General features: G+C 51.1%; 17 protein-coding genes. 13 read left to right on the top strand and 4 right to left on the bottom strand.

Annotation, left to right across the window (positions count from 1 at the left end; genetic code table 11):
* Nucleotides 1–51 precede the first annotated feature (51 nt).
* Both pdxJ and acpS read left to right on the top strand, forming a co-directional pair.
* Nucleotides 52–789 carry a pyridoxine 5'-phosphate synthase gene (pdxJ, locus tag ACRRUX_RS00395; protein ID WP_432526202.1) on the top strand — a complete coding sequence of 246 codons (738 nt, stop codon included), beginning with the start codon at nucleotides 52–54 and terminating at the stop codon, nucleotides 787–789.
* 30 nt (nucleotides 790–819) lie between these two features.
* Complete coding sequence (gene acpS, locus ACRRUX_RS00390; protein WP_432526201.1) at nucleotides 820–1,197, top strand: holo-ACP synthase; 378 nt, start codon at nucleotides 820–822, stop codon at nucleotides 1,195–1,197.
* Between the two features lie 82 nt (nucleotides 1,198–1,279).
* On the opposite strand, the gene ACRRUX_RS00385 is transcribed toward acpS, so the two are convergent.
* Nucleotides 1,280–4,312, bottom strand: a complete 3,033-nt coding sequence (locus tag ACRRUX_RS00385) for a TonB-dependent receptor domain-containing protein (RefSeq protein WP_432526730.1) — start codon at nucleotides 4,310–4,312, stop codon at nucleotides 1,280–1,282.
* Nucleotides 4,313–4,731: 419 nt separating this feature from the next.
* Here ACRRUX_RS00385 and ACRRUX_RS00380 point away from each other — a divergent pair, with 419 nt between their 5' ends.
* Nucleotides 4,732–5,253, top strand: a complete 522-nt coding sequence (locus tag ACRRUX_RS00380) for a DUF962 domain-containing protein (RefSeq protein ID WP_432526200.1) — start codon at nucleotides 4,732–4,734, stop codon at nucleotides 5,251–5,253.
* Between the two features lie 63 nt (nucleotides 5,254–5,316).
* Here the strand turns inward: ACRRUX_RS00380 and ACRRUX_RS00375 are convergent, their stop codons facing one another.
* Together ACRRUX_RS00375 and ACRRUX_RS00370 are read right to left on the bottom strand one after the other, a co-directional pair.
* Complete coding sequence (locus tag ACRRUX_RS00375) at nucleotides 5,317–6,591, bottom strand: HlyC/CorC family transporter (RefSeq protein ID WP_432526199.1); 1,275 nt, start codon at nucleotides 6,589–6,591, stop codon at nucleotides 5,317–5,319.
* A 116-nt stretch (nucleotides 6,592–6,707) separates the two neighbouring features.
* Nucleotides 6,708–7,496 carry a cytochrome C assembly family protein gene (locus ACRRUX_RS00370; RefSeq protein ID WP_432526198.1) on the bottom strand — a complete coding sequence of 263 codons (789 nt, stop codon included), beginning with the start codon at nucleotides 7,494–7,496 and terminating at the stop codon, nucleotides 6,708–6,710.
* Nucleotides 7,497–7,758: 262 nt separating this feature from the next.
* Between ACRRUX_RS00370 and ffh the strand changes: the two genes are divergently transcribed.
* The 10 genes from ffh (at nucleotide 7,759) to ACRRUX_RS00320 (ending at nucleotide 17,582) form a co-directional block, all read left to right on the top strand.
* Nucleotides 7,759–9,132: a signal recognition particle protein gene (gene ffh / locus ACRRUX_RS00365; protein WP_432526197.1), complete on the top strand. Its 1,374-nt coding sequence runs from the start codon at nucleotides 7,759–7,761 to the stop codon at nucleotides 9,130–9,132.
* 231 nt (nucleotides 9,133–9,363) lie between these two features.
* Nucleotides 9,364–9,615 carry a 30S ribosomal protein S16 gene (rpsP, locus tag ACRRUX_RS00360; RefSeq protein ID WP_432526196.1) on the top strand — a complete coding sequence of 84 codons (252 nt, stop codon included), beginning with the start codon at nucleotides 9,364–9,366 and terminating at the stop codon, nucleotides 9,613–9,615.
* Between the two features lie 20 nt (nucleotides 9,616–9,635).
* Nucleotides 9,636–10,172: a ribosome maturation factor RimM gene (gene rimM / locus ACRRUX_RS00355; protein ID WP_432526195.1), complete on the top strand. Its 537-nt coding sequence runs from the start codon at nucleotides 9,636–9,638 to the stop codon at nucleotides 10,170–10,172.
* A gap of 15 nt (nucleotides 10,173–10,187) precedes the next feature.
* Complete coding sequence (trmD, locus tag ACRRUX_RS00350) at nucleotides 10,188–10,928, top strand: tRNA (guanosine(37)-N1)-methyltransferase TrmD (RefSeq protein ID WP_432526194.1); 741 nt, start codon at nucleotides 10,188–10,190, stop codon at nucleotides 10,926–10,928.
* Nucleotides 10,929–10,966: 38 nt separating this feature from the next.
* A complete protein-coding gene (gene rplS / locus ACRRUX_RS00345; protein ID WP_432526192.1) occupies nucleotides 10,967–11,317 on the top strand; it encodes a 50S ribosomal protein L19 in 351 nt (116 codons plus the stop codon).
* Between the two features lie 495 nt (nucleotides 11,318–11,812).
* Complete coding sequence (locus ACRRUX_RS00340; protein WP_432526191.1) at nucleotides 11,813–12,904, top strand: 3-deoxy-7-phosphoheptulonate synthase; 1,092 nt, start codon at nucleotides 11,813–11,815, stop codon at nucleotides 12,902–12,904.
* 15 nt (nucleotides 12,905–12,919) lie between these two features.
* Complete coding sequence (gene tyrA, locus ACRRUX_RS00335) at nucleotides 12,920–14,065, top strand: bifunctional chorismate mutase/prephenate dehydrogenase (protein ID WP_432526190.1); 1,146 nt, start codon at nucleotides 12,920–12,922, stop codon at nucleotides 14,063–14,065.
* Nucleotides 14,066–14,265: 200 nt separating this feature from the next.
* Nucleotides 14,266–15,924, top strand: a complete 1,659-nt coding sequence (gene hcp, locus ACRRUX_RS00330) for a hydroxylamine reductase (protein WP_432526189.1) — start codon at nucleotides 14,266–14,268, stop codon at nucleotides 15,922–15,924.
* Between the two features lie 60 nt (nucleotides 15,925–15,984).
* On the top strand, nucleotides 15,985–17,130 hold the full coding sequence (locus ACRRUX_RS00325) for a 2Fe-2S iron-sulfur cluster-binding protein (protein WP_432526188.1): 1,146 nt from the start codon (nucleotides 15,985–15,987) through the stop codon (nucleotides 17,128–17,130).
* 119 nt (nucleotides 17,131–17,249) lie between these two features.
* Nucleotides 17,250–17,582, top strand: a complete 333-nt coding sequence (locus ACRRUX_RS00320) for a hypothetical protein (RefSeq protein ID WP_432526187.1) — start codon at nucleotides 17,250–17,252, stop codon at nucleotides 17,580–17,582.
* A 144-nt stretch (nucleotides 17,583–17,726) separates the two neighbouring features.
* Here ACRRUX_RS00320 and ACRRUX_RS00315 read toward each other — a convergent pair whose 3' ends face one another.
* Nucleotides 17,727–19,574: a chorismate mutase gene (locus ACRRUX_RS00315; RefSeq protein ID WP_432526186.1), complete on the bottom strand. Its 1,848-nt coding sequence runs from the start codon at nucleotides 19,572–19,574 to the stop codon at nucleotides 17,727–17,729.
* Between the last annotated feature and the right edge of the window lie 167 nt (nucleotides 19,575–19,741).

The raw sequence follows: 19,741 nt of genomic DNA, 5'->3' as shown, positions 1-19,741 counted from the left end.
GCGCCAGTTACAGCATTCGATATAACTCAGTATTTGAGAAGGAGAGCGGGAATGAGTGGTATTTTGCTCGGCGTCAACATTGATCATATTGCCACCTTGCGTCAGGCGAGGGGCACCGACTATCCGGACCCGGTGCACGCTGCCGCCGTGGCCGAACATGCCGGTGCTGATGGTATCACGATTCACCTGCGTGAAGACCGCCGTCATATTCAGGACAGAGATGTCTATCTGCTGGCTAAAACCCTCAAGACCCGCATGAATTTTGAGTGCGCAGTGACTGAGGAAATGCTGGATATTGCCTGTGAAATCAAGCCTACTTACGTTTGTCTGGTCCCGGAAAAGCGTCAGGAACTGACCACTGAGGGCGGACTGGATGTGGCCGGCCAGAAAGACAAAATCAAGGCCGCTGTATCCAGACTGGCCGCTGCAGGCATCAAGGTATCGCTGTTTATTGATGCGGATAAAACTCAGATTGATGCCACGGTCGAAGTAGGCGCGCCTTACATCGAAATTCACACCGGCTGTTACGCCGATGCCCATGATGAGGCGACAGAACTCAGAGAGCTTGAGCGCATTAAAACCATGGCAGCTTATGCTCATGGTAAAGGCCTGGTGGTGAATGCCGGTCATGGCCTGCACTATCACAATGTTAAAGCCATTGCCGCTATCCCTGAGCTGTACGAACTCAATATCGGCCATGCTATTGTTGCCCGCGCGGCCATCGACGGCATGGAAAAAGCGGTGCGGGACATGAAAGCACTGATGCTGGAAGGTCGCCGGGGCGAATAAGCGGTCAGCTTCACTATAAACGGAGTCTCCATGGCGATTATTGGACTGGGCACGGATATTGTTGAAGTTGCCCGTATTGAGGAGCAGTTGGCCAAAAGTGAGCGCCTGGCGCTCAGAGTGCTGACCGAGGTAGAGCTGGTGAGTTTTCGTGAAAGTCGTCAGCCAGCCCGGTTTCTGGCTAAGCGCTTCGCAGCCAAGGAAGCGGCGGCCAAGGCACTGGGCACAGGTATAGGCCGGGGCGTGTCATTTCAACATATTCATATTGACAACAATGAGTTGGGGGCGCCAAATCTGAGCTTTACCGAAGGCGCCGCGCAGCGATTTGAGCTGATGGGTGGCTATCTGGGGCACATCAGTATCAGTGATGAGCAGCACTATGCGATGGCGACAGTCATTCTTGAGTCATAAATAGCAGCAATTGAACTGATAACACAAAGCCGGCGCAACTGCGCCGGCTTTGTGTTGGGATGAGCTTCATGCTCGGTAGCTGTTAGAACTGTACCCGGGCACCGAGGAACATAAAGCGTCCCAGTCCGCCGCCGTAGGCACTGTCATAGTTGCCGGTGCCGCCTACGATGAAAGGTCCTTTCTCATCAAACAGGTTGTTGATACCGCCGTACAGACGCAGCTCAGTATTGCCGTCAAACTCGAAGTCATAGGAGGCTGACAGGTTATGAGTGGTCACAGAAGGCAGTTCATTACCCCACAGCGGCTCAGGATTGGCGACACAGGTGCTGGCACCTTCGGCGCAATTCTTGGCATTATCGGCAATAAAGCCTTCCCACTCTTCATGATCTGCCTGACTGCGGCGAATAGCACTCTTGAAGCGGGTGCTCCAACGTAAACGCAAGTTATCCTTAGACCAACTCAGTGATGCTGATGCTTTGTCTTCAAAGATATCGGCAGACAATTGACCAACATAATCCTTGGTGAACTGACCGTCCGGACCTGTTGCCGTGATGCTGTAGTCAATCACGTGAGTCCAATCCAGCTTGAACTTCAAATCACCCCAGTCATTCAAATCGTACTTGTATGCCATCGCCACATCAAAACCCTTGGTACGGGTTTCATCGGCATTGATGACGCGTTGCTGAACTTCAGTGATCTGGCCTGTGGCATCACGCTTGACGTCGTTACAGAAGGGGTTACTTTCGCCAAACGGCAACGAGGAGTTGAAGCAAAATGCGATGATATCTTCGTTATCCAGTGACGTCATGGCATCGTCGATACGGATATCATAGTAGTCGACCGCAAGCTGTAAGCCATCGAGGAAATCCGGTGCCATGGAGAAACCCAGTGTCAGGGTTTCTGCTGACTCCTCAATGAGATCTTCATTGCCCACATTTGGAGAGTAGCCTCTGTTCTCATCCTTGAACTCGCCTTCGGTCGCTATGGTTTCAGCAATGCCGGGGATAGAACGGCAGTTGGCTGCCCAGGGCTCGGTTGACGTAGCGGTGACACCACCACAGATGTCCTTGAACGAGTCATAGTCACCACGTGGAGGGGACAAGAGTTCCGTGATGGTGGGGGCTCGCTGAGCGGTCGCCCAGTTGGCGCGCAGCATATAACCTTCAGCTGGCTCATATACCAGACCAACTTTGTAGCTGTTCATCAGACTGGTGGTTGACCAACTGTAGTCTGCCAAGCGCAATGACAGGTCCAGCGACAGGTTTTTCACGGCTGTCATATCGCGCAGCAATGGTACTGAGGCCTCTCCAAAGGCTTCATACACATCGACGCTGCCTTCAAAGTCAGGAACATGGTTGAAGGTGATGCCGCCATTGGGGGCATTGGTGGCAACGCTTTGGGTATCGCGACGGTATTCAAAGCCGAAGGCAGATGATACCTGCCCGGCAGGCAGTTCAAACAGGTCACCGGTGACATAACCGACCACATTGGTCATGGTTATTTCAGTGTCGATGGTTGGTGTGGCGCGGATGTAATTCGCCGCATCGGCAGTAATGGAGCCTTCACCAAACAGGTTGATAGGCACACAACCGTCGGCGCGGGCGTCTTCATTTTTACACTGGATAGTGCCATCCGCCAGTTTTTCCGCATTCAGCGCCTGTTGCAGTTTCACAGCGTTGATTTCATTGCTGCGAACCTGTTCCTGCTTGAAGTTACCGTAACCTACTGACAGATCCCATTCCCAGTCTTCAAACACATATCCGCGCAGACCAGCCCAGGTACGATAAGTGGTGCGGGTATTCTCGTTGATGATGTTGCCGACTTCGGCGAAAGTGCGGTCAAAAGTAATACCTTTCGAGCTGGCTTTATCTCTGATGGCATCAGGAACAAAAGGATTATTTTTAGATATTCGACCTACCACAAACTCAGAAAACTCGCCGGTTTTAGGATCCCGTACCAATACAGTTTCACCCTCGTCGGTGGTTTCCGGTGATTTGTTGTTTTTGGAGTTGTTGCGGCTGTACTGCAACTGGAAATAGGCTTCGATGCCGGTATTGAATTCATACTCGGTTTTCACTGCGGCCGAGATCGCTTCATCCGGTACCCGCAGCCAATCATATTGGTTGAGATCAATACCGTATTTTTCTTCATGCCAGTCATCCCTCAGGGTCTGGCCGTCATACCAGAAGCCAGCATCGGGTCTGAGGCTGCTTTTTTCATCGAATACACCGCCGGGCAATGAATCATCCAAACTGGTCCAGTCAGCCTGGGTAATATCTCTCATGCACTGATAAGAGGTTTTCAGTTCAGCGTCATAGATGGCAGTCTGCATGGTGTTACACATGCGTTTTTCATCATACACCCAGGCATTTTGCTGTTGGGCGCGTTTTCTGTCCCAGTAATCCAGTCCCCAGTCTTTGTCATAGGAGGTGGCAAAGAACAGGTAACCGGCACCATCGCCGTAGGTTGTACCGAAGTCGGCATCGATACCCAGCTCGTCGCCGCCCTGCTCGGTGCGACCGCCACGGACGTTGAAGCTGAAACCTTCCTGATCCTGCTGGGTGATAATGTTCACCACCCCGGCTACCGCATCAGAGCCGTAGGTTGCCGAGGCGCCACCGGTAATGATTTCCACTTTTTCCACGAAACTGGTGGGAATGGTACTCAGACTGACATAGTTGCCCGAGTAACTGTTGGATACCACGCGACGACCATCAACCAGGGTCAATGTGCGGTTGGTTCCCAAATCACGCAAATCAATGGTGGAAAGACCGGTATTCTGCACGCTTGACTGGGAGTTTGAGTTACTTGTGCCTTCGGAAATCTGTGGAATTTCATCGACCAGGATGGCCGCCAGCGAACCAATACCGGCATCTTCGATGGCATCTTTGTCCAGCGTTGCCAGAGGCGTGGCAACCGAGAAGCTGTCACGTTTAATACGTGAACCTGTGACTGAAATCTTCTCGATTTTTTCTTCTTTTACAGCCTGACCTGCAACTTGCTGCTTGCTTTCGATACTGGATACTTCAATGGCATCATCGGCGGCCAAAGCGATAGCCGGTGACAGTCCCAGAATGACTGCCTGTACCGCGCTGGTAATTTTTTTCTTGTTCATCATGTTCCCTTTCTTCCGTCTGTGGGGTTTGTTATTGATTTGACGGGGGAAGGGCAGGCCTGCTGCTTGCTTCCCAAAATGCGTTTCGCTGCTGAATCAGTTGCGATAAACATTTTTGCAACATTGGTTTTACGGAGTCGGGAGGCGGGCAACAATAGAGAGGGCGTCGATTCTTTCACGTTTATATGTCTATTGAATCTCTATTCCTTTATAAACAATGGGATATCATAATTCTTCGGGCGGAATACAGAACCTGAAATATCACTCAGGCACCGCGAAAATAGGTGTAATTCAAGCTGGCTAATGGCCGGGATTTTGAGTCGAACGTCTGTTTACTTGTTAGTCACAACTTGATAAATATGAACGGCGATAGATTGTCTTAGCTTCTATCTCAGCCTTTAACGACAGGAGTCTCCGCTATGAAAGATGTTGTCGAGCAGCTTTCTTCATATAAAAGCGTGCATCTGAACCCGGCCAATATCAAAACCCACTTTGTGGGTATTCCGTTGATCATTTGGTCATTGTTTCTGCTGCTGGGTATGGTGCGATTTGATACGCCCGGAGGTCAAGTTAGTTTGGCAATGGTGTTTACTCTGATAGTGCTGGTGTATTACCTGTGGCTGCACGCCAGATTGGCAATCGGCATGGTGGTTTTCATTTTGCCGGTGCTTTACACCTCTGAAGCTATGGTGGCCTCACCTCATGCGCTGTGGATTGCTGTCAGCGTATTTGTTGTCGGCTGGATATTCCAGCTGATAGGTCATCAGTATGAGAAGGCCAAACCCGCCTTTGTTGATGATTTGAATCAGCTATTAATTGGCCCATTGTTTTTGATGGCAGAGGTCTATTTTGCGCTGGGATGGGAAAAATCACTGGAGCAGGAAATCGCGCCGATTGCTCGTCGTAAGCGGATGGCGCTGGAGACAGCCAAAGCAGGGTAAGTAGCACAAATAAGTACTAAAAAGGCCATCGTGACTGATGGCCTTTGTTGTTTGACAGGAATATCACGCATTGGGCGGTTGATAAAAAGCCGGCATAATGCGCACCATTTTTATCATATTATCAGCGACTTCAACGACCTCAACCGGATAGCCTGCAACCCGCAGACTGGTGCTGGCGCAGGGGATTTCTTCCAGATATTCCAGCAGCAAGCCATTTAATGTCTTGGGACCATCAATGGGAAACAGCCAGTTCATTTCTTTGTTCATGTCACGGATATTGATACTGGCATCCACCAGATAACTGCCATCCTGCTGCGGGATAATCTCTTCGCTGGGCGCCGGGGTCATGGAGGTGGTGAAATCACCGACTATCTCTTCAAGGATATCTTCAAGTGTTACCAGTCCCTGAATATCACCGTACTCATCCACAACCAGACCGATACGTTCACGATTGCGCTTGAAATTGGCCAGCTGAACATTCAGGGGAGTGCCTTCGGGCACGAAGTAGATCTCTTTTACTGCCCGCAGCAATGAGGATTTGGAAAACTGGTTTTTGGATTGCAGCCGCAACGCATCACGCAGATGAATAAAGCCAACCACATCATCGATATTGTCGCGATAAACCAATACCCGGGTGTGTGGACTCTGGATAACCTGGCGGTTAATGGCCTTGAATTCATCGTTGACGTTGATGGCATAAATTTCAGCTCTGGGGACCATAATGTCTTCCACTGTGACCTTTTCCAGATCCAGTACCGACAGTAACATTTCCTGGTGATTCTGCGGGATCAGGGCGCCCGCTTCATGCACTACGGTGCGCAGCTCTTCCTGGCTCAACGCATCGGTGGCGGTAGCATGGTTTACTCCCAATAATTTCAAAAATTGCGAAGTAATCCAGTTGGTGATGGACACCAGCGGGCCAAGAATTTTCAGCAAAATGCGCAGCAGTACGCTGGATGGGAAAGCGATCCGCTCCGGATGCAAAGCGGCGATAGTTTTTGGAGTAACCTCCGCGCACACCAATACCACCAGGGTCAAAACACCGGTGGCAATGGCCACGCCGACATCGCCGAAATAACGCAAGCCCAAAATAGTGGCAATTGAAGAGGCGAGAATATTCACTAGGTTGTTGCCAATGAGGATCAGGCCAATCAGCCGGTCCGGCCGCTCCAGCAATTGCCTGGAGCGCATGGCACCACGGTGTCCTTCATTGGCCAGATGCCGCAGACGATACCGGTTGAGACTCATCATGGCGGTCTCTGAGCCGGAAAAGTATGCGGAGATGATAAGTAAAATGACTAAGCTTATTAAAAGGATACCTGTGGGTATGTCTTCCACAAAGGGCGCTCCATGCGATGGCCTGAGATTAACTAAATACTGGCAGAAATGACGGGTGTCAAGTCATCCAAAGGGGGAATAGCAGCGCCGGAGAAACGCTCCGGCGCGAAGTATCGTCAGCGAATAATCAGTTCTTTGACGATGCGGGCACCAAAATAGGCCAGCGACAGCAGGGTTGCACCTGTGAGGGTATAGATGACGGCAGTGCGGATTTTGCAGCCAACTCGATAGTGTTGCAGCAGCATCATGACATACACGCCCCAAGCAACCATCGACAGAATAGCCTTATGGCCCTTGCCTTCCGCAAACATGTCATCCAGGAATATAAAACCGGTCGCCAGTGACAAACTCAGCAGCGCCACACCGATAATCACCAGGTGATAAAGCTGTTTCTCTACGGTCAGCAACGGCGGGATTGCCGGGCTGAGCATTAACTTCTTTTGCTTGAGTTTATTCTGAATAAGTGCCAGTTGAATGGCATAAAGTGCTGCGATCATCAGCGCACTGTAGGCCATCAGTGACAACACCACATGTACCAACACTTCTGGGTGCAGGTCAAAGTGCAACATAAACCTTGGCGGCACCAGCCACAGCAGAGCGACTGACAATACCGAGCAGGCGTATACCACAGGCACCACTACCATGACCTTGAGGCGGAACATCAGGATGGTGAAGCTCAGGGCGATAATCCAGTTAACCAATGAAATCACATTGGTCAGACTGAAGTTCTGGCCGTCCGGTGTGTTGATAGCCTGATACAGGGCGACAGCGTGGAACAGCACTGCCACCGACGCAAATGCAGCAACCAGTGTGCGATTGGGACCTTCGGCATGGAACAAGCGACTGGTCACCAGCACCAAGGCGATGCAGTAAAAGAGCATGGCAGAAGCAGAATAGATAACCATGGAGTTATAACCTATCGTCTGTGTTTTGGCTGGGCAGCCTGAAAAACGCAATGAACACTAATGTGGCAAGAATAACATGAGCCGCAGACTTTTGGGCAGTGATACAAGTGGCAAATTTAAGCAGTTTCTGACGCTTAGCCAATATTTTTCGTCCCAGACCCGAATGTGGCGGTCACGGCAGGCTACCGGAGTAGCTAAATACTCAGGCATCGCTATAATACAGGCCAATATTGAAGATGCTGACAAGGTATTGCACCGGAAGATGTTTGAGAACCTGACTGACAGACTGTCGCGGACGCTGAAAAATATCAGCGGTCGTGGTCGCTTAACCGAAGACAATATTAAAGAAACCCTGCGCGAAGTCCGTATGGCACTGCTGGAGGCAGATGTTGCACTGCCTGTGGTACGGGAATTTGTCAATGCCGTCAAAGAGCGTGCGGTTGGCCAGGAAGTTACCAAAAGCCTGAGTCCCGGCCAGGTGTTCATCAAGATTGTGCAGAGCGAGTTGGAAAAAGCCATGGGCGAATCCAACGAAGCGCTGGATTTGGCGACTCAGCCCCCTGCAGTGATTATGATGGCAGGTCTGCAGGGTGCCGGTAAAACCACCTCTGTAGCCAAACTGGCCAAGTTCCTCAAAGAGCGCCAGAAGAAATCTGTGCTGGTGGTCAGTGCTGACGTATACCGTCCCGCCGCGATCAAACAGCTGGAAACTCTGGCTGGCGAAGTGAATGTTGAGTTCTTCCCATCCGATGTCAGCCAAAAGCCGATTGATATCGCTAATGCGGCCATGGCACATGCCAAGCTGAAATTTATCGATGTTGTCATCCTGGATACCGCCGGTCGCCTGCATGTTGATGAAGGTATGATGGATGAGATCAAGGCATTGCATGCTGCGGTGAATCCGGTCGAAACCCTGTTTGTGGTGGACGCCATGACAGGTCAGGACGCAGCTAACACCGCCAAGGCGTTCAATGAAGCACTGCCGCTGACCGGCGTGGTGCTGACCAAGGTCGATGGTGATGCCCGTGGTGGTGCCGCGCTGTCTATCCGCCATATTACCGGTAAGCCAATCAAGTTTCTGGGTGTGGGTGAAAAGACCGATGCGCTGGAACCATTCCATCCAGACCGTGTTGCCTCCCGAATCCTGGGCATGGGTGATGTGCTTTCCCTGATCGAGCAGGTTGAGCGTGGCGTCGATAAAGACAAGGCGATGAAGCTGGCGTCCAAGGTCAAATCCGGTGGCGGATTCGATTTGGAAGACTTCCGCGATCAGCTGCAGCAGATGAAAAACATGGGCGGCATGATGGGTATGCTGGAAAAGCTGCCGGGTGTTGGCCAGCTGCCACCAGAAGCCCTGGCGCAGGTGCAAAACGGTAAACTGACCGGCCAGATGGAAGCCATTATCAACTCCATGACTCCGGCAGAGCGTCGCAACCCTGATATCATCAAAGGCTCCCGTAAGCGCCGTATTGCGGCGGGTTCCGGTACCCAAATTCAGGACGTTAACCGTTTGCTCAAGCAGTTCACCCAGATGCAGAAGATGATGAAAAAGATGTCTGGCAAGGGTGGCATGCAGAAGATGATGCGCGGTATGAAAGGCATGATGCCACCGGGCATGAAGTTCCCGGGGCGTTAATCGAATAACCGGTGCTGCCCTGTGCGCAGTGCCATTGGCAGGTGTCGGACCTGTCTGCCTGACTCGTTGTTTAAAAAGCCCCGTGCTGCCGGAGTAAATTTCGAGCGCGGCGGTTGCATTAGCTGAAAAGTCAGGTAAAATCTTCCGGCTTTCTTTGCTGGGACTCTTCGCGAACACGGGGTTCCAGTTTTTATTTTTGCTTCAAGCAAATCATTAGAGGATTACTAACGCATGGTTACCATTCGTTTAGCTCGTGGTGGCGCTAAAAAGCGTCCTTTTTACAACATCGTAGTTGCTGACAGCCGCAACGCCCGTGACGGTCGTTTCATCGAGCGTATCGGTTTCTTCAACCCTCTGGCTCGTGGTCAGGAAGAGACTCTGCGTCTGGACCTGGACCGTGTTGAGCACTGGGTTGCCAACGGCGCCGGCACTACCGATCGCGTAGCAAAACTGATCAAAGACGCTCGTAAAGCAGCTGCTTGATTGCGTAAAGGTATAGCTTGATGAGCAGTAACCAACAACAACCGATAGTACTGGGCAAAATCGGCGCATGCTACGGTGTAAAAGGTTGGATGAAGATCACCGCTTATACCGAATCGATGGAAGGTATTTTTGACTATTCTCCCTGGTTGCTGTTTGAACAGGGGAAATGGCGTGAGGTTAAGGTTTCCCAGTGGCGCATTCATGGTGGCAAAGCCGTAGTGGCTGAGCTCGAAGGCATCACTACCCGGGAGCAGGCACAGGCACTGACAAATTGTGAGATTGCCATCCTGCCCGAGCAGATGGAAAACCTGCCGGAAGATGAGTTCTACTGGCGCGACCTTATCGGTTGTGAGGTGGTTAACACCAAAGGCTACAACATGGGTACTGTCGATCAGATCCTGGAAACAGGTTCCAACGATGTACTGGTGGTCAAAGCCAACGCCAAAGATGCCTTTGGCAAAGGGGAGCGTATGATTCCCTTTGTTACCGAGCAGTTCATCCTTGAGGTGAACCGTGAGGCCAAACAGATTTTAGTGGATTGGGATCCGGACTTTTAAGTCGAGGTACAACACATGTGGTTAGGGGTCGTTACCCTTTTTCCTGAAATGTTTCGTGCCATAACCGACTACGGAGTAACGGGTCGGGCCGTTAAAAGCGGTCTGCTGGAGTTGCAAACGTGGAATCCCCGTGATTTCACCCATGACAGACATAACACGGTTGATGATCGCCCTTACGGTGGTGGACCGGGTATGCTGATGATGGTGCAACCCTTGCGAGATGCCATTCATGCTGCCAAAGCGGCAGCGGGCGAAGGGGCAAAAGTGATTTACCTGTCTCCTCAGGGGCGCAAGCTGACTCAGCGCGGTGCTCAGGAGCTGGCAACATCACAGAAGCTGATCCTGGTGTGCGGTCGTTACGAAGGTATCGATGAACGCATCATTCAGACGGAAGTGGACGAAGAGTGGTCAATCGGTGATTACGTGCTTTCGGGCGGTGAATTACCGGCAATGACGCTTATCGATGCAGTGTCCAGACTGGTTCCCGGCGTGCTGGGAAAACAGGCTAGTGCAGAGCAGGATTCCTTCTCTGACGGTTTACTGGATTGCCCTCACTATACCCGTCCTGAATGCCTTGAAGGGTATGACGTTCCGGCAGTGTTGCTCAGCGGCAACCACGAAGAAATTAGACGCTGGCGTTTGAAGCAAAGCCTTGGTAGGACTTTCCTCAGACGACCGGAATTATTTGAAAATCTAGCTCTGACTGACGAACAAAAGAGACTGTTGGCTCAGTTCGTTGATGAAACGGACCGTTGATCCAGTCGTAGCTCAGTTATTACTAGGATGGAGTGTTTATGAACAACATCATCAAGATGCTCAACGATGAGCAAATGAAAAAAGACGTACCAGAGTTCGGCGCTGGTGATACCGTAGTTGTACAGGTACGTGTTAAAGAAGGTGAAAAAGAGCGTCTGCAGGCGTTCGAAGGTGTAGTAATTGCCAAGCGTAACCGCGGTCTGCACTCTGGTTTCACCGTTCGTAAGATCTCTAATGGCGAAGGCGTTGAGCGTACTTTCCAGACTCACAGCCCACTGATCGCCAGCATTGAAGTGAAGCGTCGTGGTCGCGTTCGTCGCGCCAAGCTGTACTATCTGCGTGAGCGTTCAGGTAAGTCTGCACGTATCCGTGAGAAGCTGGCTAAGTAATTACTTAGTTCGCAGTACAACAAAGACGTTAAGTGTTCGCACGAAGACCCGCCCTTGTGGCGGGTTTTTGTTTGGGCAATATTCCGGTATTTTTTCTCTGTGAAATCCGGGACAGCGCTTTCTTCGGGCATTGAATTTGCAAATCCCGGCTAATGTGAGGGAATTGGCCTGATACTGCTACAGTCACTGTGTTTGTCCGCCTGCGTTTCGGTTTGCTTTCTCTGTATCGCTTCATTTCGTCATCGGTAATGCGTTGGGATGCAAGTAATCTGTTCCAGGACCAGGTTCCATCGTTTCAATAGCTATCGCCTATTGTGTCAGCTCACCAAACTGGCTCTGTGCATTCATAGCCCGGAGGCAATGATCCATTTCTGTCAAAAGTAAAATAACACTTGAGTAACCCAAACAACTCAGGCATTGTGTAATGGTGTAGCATTACGGTGTTGCGGGCAATGTCATAAATTATCAGTAGTCAGGTCGTAGCAGGAAGTTAGTATGGGTCAGGAACAGATAGAAAACGTACATATCACCGCAGAAAATGTGTTGATTACTCCCACAGAGTTGAAAAGCGCTTTGCCCTTATCAGAGCATGCCAGGCAGTTTGTGCTGCGTTCCAGAAAAACTGTGTCAGACATAGTGCATAAAAGGGATAACCGGATCCTGGTGGTTGCCGGCCCATGTTCAATTCATGACCTTGATGCCGCTAAAGAATATGCCCACAAGCTAAAAAAACTGCATGATGAGTTACAGGACCAGTTTTTCATACTGATGCGTGTCTATTTTGAAAAACCCAGAACGACTGTCGGCTGGAAGGGACTTATTAATGACCCGGATATGGACGGCTCCTTTGATGTCGAAAAGGGCTTGCATCTGGCACGGGATCTGATGCTGTATCTGGCAGAGCTGGAATTGCCAGTGGCCACCGAAGCACTTGATCCGATCAGTCCACAATATTTGTCAGAGCTGGTGACCTGGTCTGCCATTGGCGCACGCACGACTGAATCTCAGACTCACAGGGAGATGGCTTCAGGCCTGTCCATGCCGGTAGGCTTCAAAAATGGCACCGATGGCAAGCTGGATGTCGCCATCAACGCCCTGCAGGCCGCAGCCAGTTCGCACCGTTTTATGGGGATCAATCAGGCCGGTCAGGTCGCGCTGCTGCAAACCAATGGCAACCCTGACGGACACGTCATTCTGCGTGGTGGTGAGCAACCCAACTATGATGCACAGAGCATCCGTCAGTGTGAGCAGCGTCTGCATCAGGCGGGGCTGAATGCCCGTTTGGTGGTGGATTGTAGCCATGGCAACTCTAATAAGGACCACAGACGGCAACCTTTGGTGTGTCAGGATGTGTTTGGGCAAATAGTGCGGGGAAACACCTCCATTATCGGCATTATGTTGGAGAGCCACCTGAATGAGGGCAACCAATCCTCGTCTTTGCCCTATTCACAATTGAAATATGGTGTGTCGGTTACCGATGCCTGTATTGACTGGCCTGCAACCGAGAGTGTGTTGCGAGACGGGGCTGCACAACTCAGTTCTATTTTACCCGGGCGTTTTGCTATGCTCAGGGCGGCCAATGAGTAACAGGACTTTAGCAGTATGAGTGAGCAGACCACGCAGGCGCTGGAAGCGCTGAGGGACAAGATTGATGAGGTCGATCAGCAGTTGCTGGATTTGATCCGTAAACGATTGGATTTAGTTGCCCGGGTCGGAGTAGTGAAGCACGGTGCCGGATTGCCCATCTATGCGCCGGCCCGGGAAGCCAATATGTTGGCCAAAAGACGTGCAGAAGCCTCTGATATGGGGATCCCGCCACAGTTGATTGAAGATATTCTGCGGCGATTGATGCGCGAATCCTATCTCAATGAAAAGGATATGGGCTTTAAGCAGGTTAAGCCCGATCTGGGCCCCGTGGTTATCATTGGCGGCAATGGTGCGCTGGGGAAGTTATTCGCTCAGATGCTGTCATTGTCAGGATATCAGGTCAGGTCACTGGACAAAGATGACTGGGCTGAGGCCGATGCCATTCTAGATGGTGCCGGATTGGTTTTGGTGAGTGTGCCTATTAGCATTACCTGCGAAGTCATTCGCCAGAAGCTGGCAGGACTTCCAGAGCATTGTGTGCTTGCGGATTTAACCTCCATCAAAGCGGCACCACTCAAAGCGATGCTCGAGACTCACAAAGGGCCGGTTATTGGATTGCATCCTATGTTTGGACCTGATGTGGGAAGTCTGGCAAAACAGGTTGTCGTGGTCTGTCAGGGGCGGGCTCCGGAACAATGTCAGTGGCTACTCGATCAAATTGGCATTTGGGGCGCAAGACTGGTTGAGGCCGAGGCTGAGAAACACGATGAGGCGATGCAACTGGTACAGGCCATGCGCCACTTTTCAACCTTTGTGTACGGCCTCAATTTATGCAGGGAAGAGGCTGATATCGCATCGCTGTTGCAATTCAGCTCGCCTATCTATCGGCTGGAGCTTGCCATGGTCGGGCGTCTATTCGCTCAGAGTCCTGAGCTTTATGCTGATATTATCTTCGCGCAGGATCACAGCCAACAGGCGATCGGTGACTATCTGGACAATTATCGTCAGGCGCTGGAGTTGCTTAAACGGGGGGACAGGGAAACTTTTAAACAATGGTTTTCAGAAGTTTCTCAATGGTTTGGTGATTTTGCACCGCAATTTCGTAACGAGAGTAGGGCGATGCTGCAGTCAGTCAATGATATGAAGCCCGCACACAGTTAGGCCGAGATACGGCAGTCAGACACAAATCTCAACACATACAGCCTCCATCAGAGGCTGTTTTTCCTGATGAATGATCGCATATCTGTGACTCAGATCTTAAACTAGCATGTAAATTGAATCTTTAATTTGGGTTCTGTTCGTCTCAGCATTAAGCTCTCTTAAAACATGCAAATAAAAAGCATGTAAAGAGGAGCTTTGTGATGTTTTGTATTCAGTGTGAACAAACAGTAAGAACCCCAACCGGTGCCGGTTGTGTATATTCTCAGGGGATGTGCGGTAAACTGGCAGCCACCTCAGATCTGCAGGATGTACTTATTTATATGCTGCAGGGTGTCTCTTTTTACGCGCTCAAAGCGCGTGAATTTGGCATTGTCGATGCCGAAATTGATGCGTTCGTTCCGAAGGCATTTTTCGCGACCCTGACCAACGTAAACTTCGATGATGAGCGTATTCTGGCCTACACCAACCAGGCACAGATATACCGTGACCGATTGAAAGCTGCCTATTTGCAAGCTGCGGGCGAGGGCGCTGAGACTGACTTGCCATTGAGCGCTTCCATGGTGCTGGGTACCAGCAAGGCTGAAGTTCTCAATCAGGCGGCTGTGGCTGCACCTAATCGGGGCGCCGCCGAGGTACATGAAGATATCATGGGGCTTCGTCTGCTGTGTTTATACGGTCTGAAAGGCGCGGCTGCTTACATGGAGCACGCCCGTGTTCTGGATCAAACTGATGCTGACGTAGCGGCCGAGTTTCATCGTTTGATGGCGTTTCTCGCCACTGACAGTGCTGATGCCGGTGCCTTGTTTGATACCGCCATGGCGATCGGTCAGCTGAACTACCAAATCATGACCATGCTGGATAGGGGAGAAACCGATGCCTTTGGTCATCCGGAGCCCACTCAGGTCAATACCAAAGCCGTGAAGGGTAAAGCGATTCTGGTGTCCGGTCATGATATGAAAGATCTTGAGCTTATCCTCCAGCAAACTGAAGGCAAGGGCATCAATGTATACACCCATGGTGAGATGCTGCCCGCACTGGCTTATCCGGAGCTCAAGAAGTATCCGCATCTTGTTGGTAACTATGGCAGCGCCTGGCAAAATCAGCAGCAGGAATTTGCCACTTTCCCCGGTGCGATTGTGATGACCTCGAACTGTATTATTGATCCCAATGTGGGTCAGTATGCTGACCGGATTTTCACCCGCAGCATTGTTGGTTGGCCTGGAGTGACTCATCTGGAAGGGGACGATTTTTCATCTGTGATTGATAAGGCGATGAGCCTGGATGGATTCCCCTACGACGAAATCCCTCATATGATCACCATTGGTTTTGCCCGCAATGCCTTGATGCAGGCGGCTCCCGCTGTTGTCGAGCAGGTCAAAGCCGGCAATATCAAACACTTCTTCCTGATTGGTGGATGTGACGGCGACAAGGCGCAGCGCAGTTACTTTACCGATCTGGCCCGCGCCGTGCCGCAGGACAGCCTGATCCTGACGCTGGGCTGTGGTAAATACAAATTCAACAAGCTGGAATTTGGCGACATTAACGGCATTCCAAGATTGCTGGATATCGGCCAGTGCAATGATGCCTACAGTGCGATCCAGCTGGCGCTGGCGTTGACGGAAGTGTTTGAGTGCGACATCAACGAATTGCCCCTGAGTCTGGTGCTGTCCTGGTTTGAGCAAAAAGCGATAGTGATCCTGCTGACGCTGTTGTCACTGGGAGTTAAAAATATCCGTACAGGTCCGACCGCCCCGGCATTCCTGACCGACAATCTACTTAAGATACTTGAGCAGCAATTTGGTCTTAAAGGGACCACAGACGTTGAGTCAGATCTGGCTGCTATTCTGAAGACCGCCTGATTGTTATGTTCGCCCCGAAGCGCTCATTCGAGCGCTTTTTCCTTTGTGGAGAGTTGAGTTATGAATCCATTCACATCATCTTCTTTTGCGGCTTCCCTAGCCGCGATGCAGCAGCCTAAAGCACTTGCCACGCCGGATGTGCAGTCATGGATGGATGCCCCTGTGTGGCGTGAAGGTGAGCAAAGACTGGTGTGCCGGGATAAGCGCCAGGAAACCCATGATGCGGTCACGCTGGTGTTGCAGGCAAAGATGCCCCTGAATTTTCGATTTAAACCCGGACAATTTGTGACCCTTGGGGTCCCGGTGGGTAGCGAGTGCATCTGGCGCAGTTACACCATTAGCTCTTCCCCCACACGTCCCAGCAGTCTGGAGGTCACCATCAAGAAAGTTGACGGTGGCCGGGTATCCGGTTATCTGGTTGATGAATTCAATATTGGCGATGAACTCAGGGCATTACCGCCTGCCGGGAGCTTTAATCTGGCGGACTTTGATGCTGACAGGTATCTGTTTTTAAGTGCAGGCAGTGGCATTACGCCCATGATGTCCATGTCTGCCTTTGTTGCTGATACCCGATTGGCTCGTGATATCGCGTTTGTGCACAGCGCGCGCTCTGACAGTGACATTATCTTCAAAAAACGGTTGCTGAAAATGGCCGCCGGTAAACCATCTTTTCGCCTGGCCTTGGTGCTGGAACAGCTGACTGAACAGCAGTGCTCATCCCTGACGGCTGCCGGGGTGACGTGCATGGATGGGCGACTGGACTGGCAAAAACTGCATGATCTGGTACCTGATGTGCTGGAGCGGGAGGTTTTCGTCTGCGGTCCTGAAGGTTATATGCAATCAGTGCAAAGTATATTGGATGATGCTGGCTTTGATATGCACAAGTTTCATCAGGAAAGTTTTTCGCCGGTCACATCCACACCTCAAGAGTCATCAGCAGCTACCACTGATGTGACGGTAAGCTGGGGAGACACTAAAGTTGAGGTTGAATCAGGCAGCACGGTGCTTGACGCTGCTGAAGATTTAGCGCTTCCTATCATCAGTGCCTGCCGCTCAGGTGTTTGTGGGGCTTGTCGCTGTAAGGTCGTTAAAGGCGAGGTCAGAAGCAGCAGTCATGCGACGCTTAGTGAGCAGGAGGTGGATGCCGGTATTGTGCTGGCCTGTGCTTCGACACTCCATTCAGACGTGGAGCTGGCGCTGCCCTGATATGACGGTTTTTGGGTGCTGATGTTGCTTAATTCCGGTCTCAATCGTATTGTTAAAGGAACTTGGTACCCAATCCAAGGTTTACCAGAATCTTTATTTAGGTGAGATTTGGAGGCCGGATGGCATTCAGCACAACAGAAAATGCACTACCTGAAGATGTGACTCCTGCGCACCTCCTGTATGGATTGATGTCGGCGTTTGCGTTGGCGGGATTACCTGTGCTGCTGGCGCTGGTGATAAATCTGTCTCAACGTTCAGGGGGGAGTTTACTTGGCAGTCACCTTCGCTGGCAACGTTGGTCAATGTTGGGTTTTATGAGCGCCGGGATCCTAGCCTGGCTGTTACCTCAGGCGTGGCTTGCCATGACGGTGATAACTCTGGCAGTCCTCTGGTTTGTTAACCGGATTATCAAAGGGTGGTTGCGATTGGTTGATGGGCTGGAAATGCCATAGTCGAAGCCAACAATAGTAAAAAAGGAACCTCAGGGTTCCTTTTTTGATGCTTGTGACCTGTCATCACGAAGATAGCTTGTCACCCGATGAACCAGCGAAATCGCTGTCAGCTCACATTCCATTTCCGTTAGGCAGAACTATCTGTCAGCGGTACAGTGCTCGCAGTTGCTCCCGATAGTCTCTATCAACAGCAATGTTCAGCAGCAATCCATCGACTCCTTTGGTCAGTGCCGCAGCCACTGGATTGTCAGTTTTCAGCATAACAGGCAGTCCGGTTGCCTGCTTAATGGCGTCGCAGTGGAGAACATCAATCACGCGCTTACCGCTGCGGGTTTCGAAACCTGCTTCACAAATGATGATCTGACGATTACCACTATCTGTCAGTGCACCAATCGCTTGCTGCAGCGCGCTGATATCGGCCTCCGGGTGGCGCTCGAGAATTACCGGAACCGGTAGCGTTCCTATTTGCTCGAGCAGGGAAGTATTGTACATATTGTCTGCTGATACGTACCACAGATCCGGTGTTGATGTGCCATTCAGGGAGGCTCCAAGGCTAACATCGGCGACGCAGCACAGATCAAATTTTGTCAGGGCCTGTTGTAAGACTGCTGCTTCCTGCTCGCCGGAACGATTAATGATTACCCCCTGAAATCCCTGTTCTTTCAGTGACTTTGCCAGTCCTTCTGGATTACTGATATTGATTGCCGGCAACGCAGCCAGTAACCCCAAATGCCCCTGACCGAGGACAAATTGCCTGACCTTTAACTCTGTGGTGGTTTCTAACGGGAAAGCCGCCCTGGAGGTATCAGGTTCGATCATCAGTTGTTGTTGGCTGAGCTGGGTAGGCTCTACCGTCTCGCAGGGATAACAGCCGAGCACTTTGATAAAACGGGTCAATTCCGCCAGCTCTTTCAGGGCGGCTTTCATGGCATCGCAGGCCAGATTGGCTTCGATGTCCAGATAGAACATCTCTTCCCACGGCGTACCCGGAATCGGCCGGGATTCCAGTTTGCTCATATTGAGTCTGTGTTTTTTCAATACCAGCAGAGCATCCACCAACGCCCCTGGTTTATGGCCTGTGGCCATGATCAGCGTGGTCTTTGCCGGCAGTTGCTCTGGCACGGCAATGGCCTTACGGGCTACGACGATAAAGCGGCTCTGGTTGACTTTCTGATTGGCCAGATTTGGCTGAAGTACCTCCAGACCATAGTATTCTCCACCCTGAGCACTGCCGATAGCGGCAATATCAGTGCGCTCACTTTGCATGATGCGGTCCATGGCATCAGCGCTGGAGGCACAGTATTCGAGTTGGAAGCCTTTGTGCTGACTTAAATAACGGCTGCATTGACTGATGGGCTGCGGATGAGCAAATAACGTTGTTACATCCTCCAGTCGGGTTCCTGGCTTGGCCAGCAGACAGTGCCCAACCTCGATAGTGGTTTCTCCTACAATGGCGAGACTGGTATGTTGCAGCAGATCGTAGACTTCGTTGATCGAGCCCGATGAGGTATTTTCAATCGGTAAAAATCCATAGTCAGCATGGCCACTTTCGACTGACTGAATAATTTCATCAAAACTCTGACAGCCCAGATCCAGCATTTCAAACGTGCGGCGCTGACAATAACGGGTTGCGGCCAGGTGAGAGTACGAGCCGCGGGCACCCAGATAGGCGATGCAATATTGCTGTTTATGTGCTTCCGGATTAGCCCGACCCTGCAGGAATGCCTGTTGACTCAGTACTGAATCTTCAATAATGGTTTGATAAAGAGTCAGTACAAAGTGTGCATCCAGTCCTTGCTCACGTCCCTGTTTGACCAGTCTGGCCAACAATTCTTTTTCCCGCTGGGTATCTCTGATGGGACGAACATCAACTTCTTTGCTGCGGGCGACATCCAGCGCCAGGTCTTTACGCCGTGCCAACAGTGCCAGCATGTCTTTGTCGATAGCACTGATGGCATTGCGAATGTCTGTGAGCGCAGGTGGTTTATCCATGTTTACCTCTGAATTTGACATAAAAAAGCCCCCCTGATGGGAGGCTGACTTTTATTTTCTTTTGGACACCCTTAAGCCGCCTCCGGAGTTTGGGGTGTAAAAAAGAAAATAAAAAAGTGTGCTGTATTTCGGTTCATGAGTTAGAAGGTAAGGACAGGGGGCGTTGC

The organism is Shewanella sp. GXUN23E (assembly GCF_050865035.1).
In the GTDB taxonomy this organism is placed as follows: Bacteria; Pseudomonadota; Gammaproteobacteria; order Enterobacterales; family Shewanellaceae; genus Shewanella.
This window is presented reverse-complemented; position numbering and strand designations above follow the sequence as displayed.

What these genes read in the sequence shown, in the direction of transcription:
- pdxJ (WP_432526202.1), top strand. Translation starts at nt 52, where the DNA reads ATGAGTGGTATTTTGCTCGGCGTCAACATTGATCATATTGCCACCTTG.
- acpS (WP_432526201.1), top strand. Translation starts at nt 820, where the DNA reads ATGGCGATTATTGGACTGGGCACGGATATTGTTGAAGTTGCCCGTATT.
- ACRRUX_RS00385 (WP_432526730.1), bottom strand. Translation starts at nt 4,312, where the DNA reads ATGAACAAGAAAAAAATTACCAGCGCGGTACAGGCAGTCATTCTGGGA.
- ACRRUX_RS00380 (WP_432526200.1), top strand. Translation starts at nt 4,732, where the DNA reads ATGAAAGATGTTGTCGAGCAGCTTTCTTCATATAAAAGCGTGCATCTG.
- ACRRUX_RS00370 (WP_432526198.1), bottom strand. Translation starts at nt 7,496, where the DNA reads ATGGTTATCTATTCTGCTTCTGCCATGCTCTTTTACTGCATCGCCTTG.
- ffh (WP_432526197.1), top strand. Translation starts at nt 7,759, where the DNA reads ATGTTTGAGAACCTGACTGACAGACTGTCGCGGACGCTGAAAAATATC.
- rpsP (WP_432526196.1), top strand. Translation starts at nt 9,364, where the DNA reads ATGGTTACCATTCGTTTAGCTCGTGGTGGCGCTAAAAAGCGTCCTTTT.
- rimM (WP_432526195.1), top strand. Translation starts at nt 9,636, where the DNA reads ATGAGCAGTAACCAACAACAACCGATAGTACTGGGCAAAATCGGCGCA.
- trmD (WP_432526194.1), top strand. Translation starts at nt 10,188, where the DNA reads ATGTGGTTAGGGGTCGTTACCCTTTTTCCTGAAATGTTTCGTGCCATA.
- rplS (WP_432526192.1), top strand. Translation starts at nt 10,967, where the DNA reads ATGAACAACATCATCAAGATGCTCAACGATGAGCAAATGAAAAAAGAC.
- ACRRUX_RS00340 (WP_432526191.1), top strand. Translation starts at nt 11,813, where the DNA reads ATGGGTCAGGAACAGATAGAAAACGTACATATCACCGCAGAAAATGTG.
- tyrA (WP_432526190.1), top strand. Translation starts at nt 12,920, where the DNA reads ATGAGTGAGCAGACCACGCAGGCGCTGGAAGCGCTGAGGGACAAGATT.
- hcp (WP_432526189.1), top strand. Translation starts at nt 14,266, where the DNA reads ATGTTTTGTATTCAGTGTGAACAAACAGTAAGAACCCCAACCGGTGCC.
- ACRRUX_RS00325 (WP_432526188.1), top strand. Translation starts at nt 15,985, where the DNA reads ATGAATCCATTCACATCATCTTCTTTTGCGGCTTCCCTAGCCGCGATG.
- ACRRUX_RS00320 (WP_432526187.1), top strand. Translation starts at nt 17,250, where the DNA reads ATGGCATTCAGCACAACAGAAAATGCACTACCTGAAGATGTGACTCCT.
- ACRRUX_RS00315 (WP_432526186.1), bottom strand. Translation starts at nt 19,574, where the DNA reads ATGGATAAACCACCTGCGCTCACAGACATTCGCAATGCCATCAGTGCT.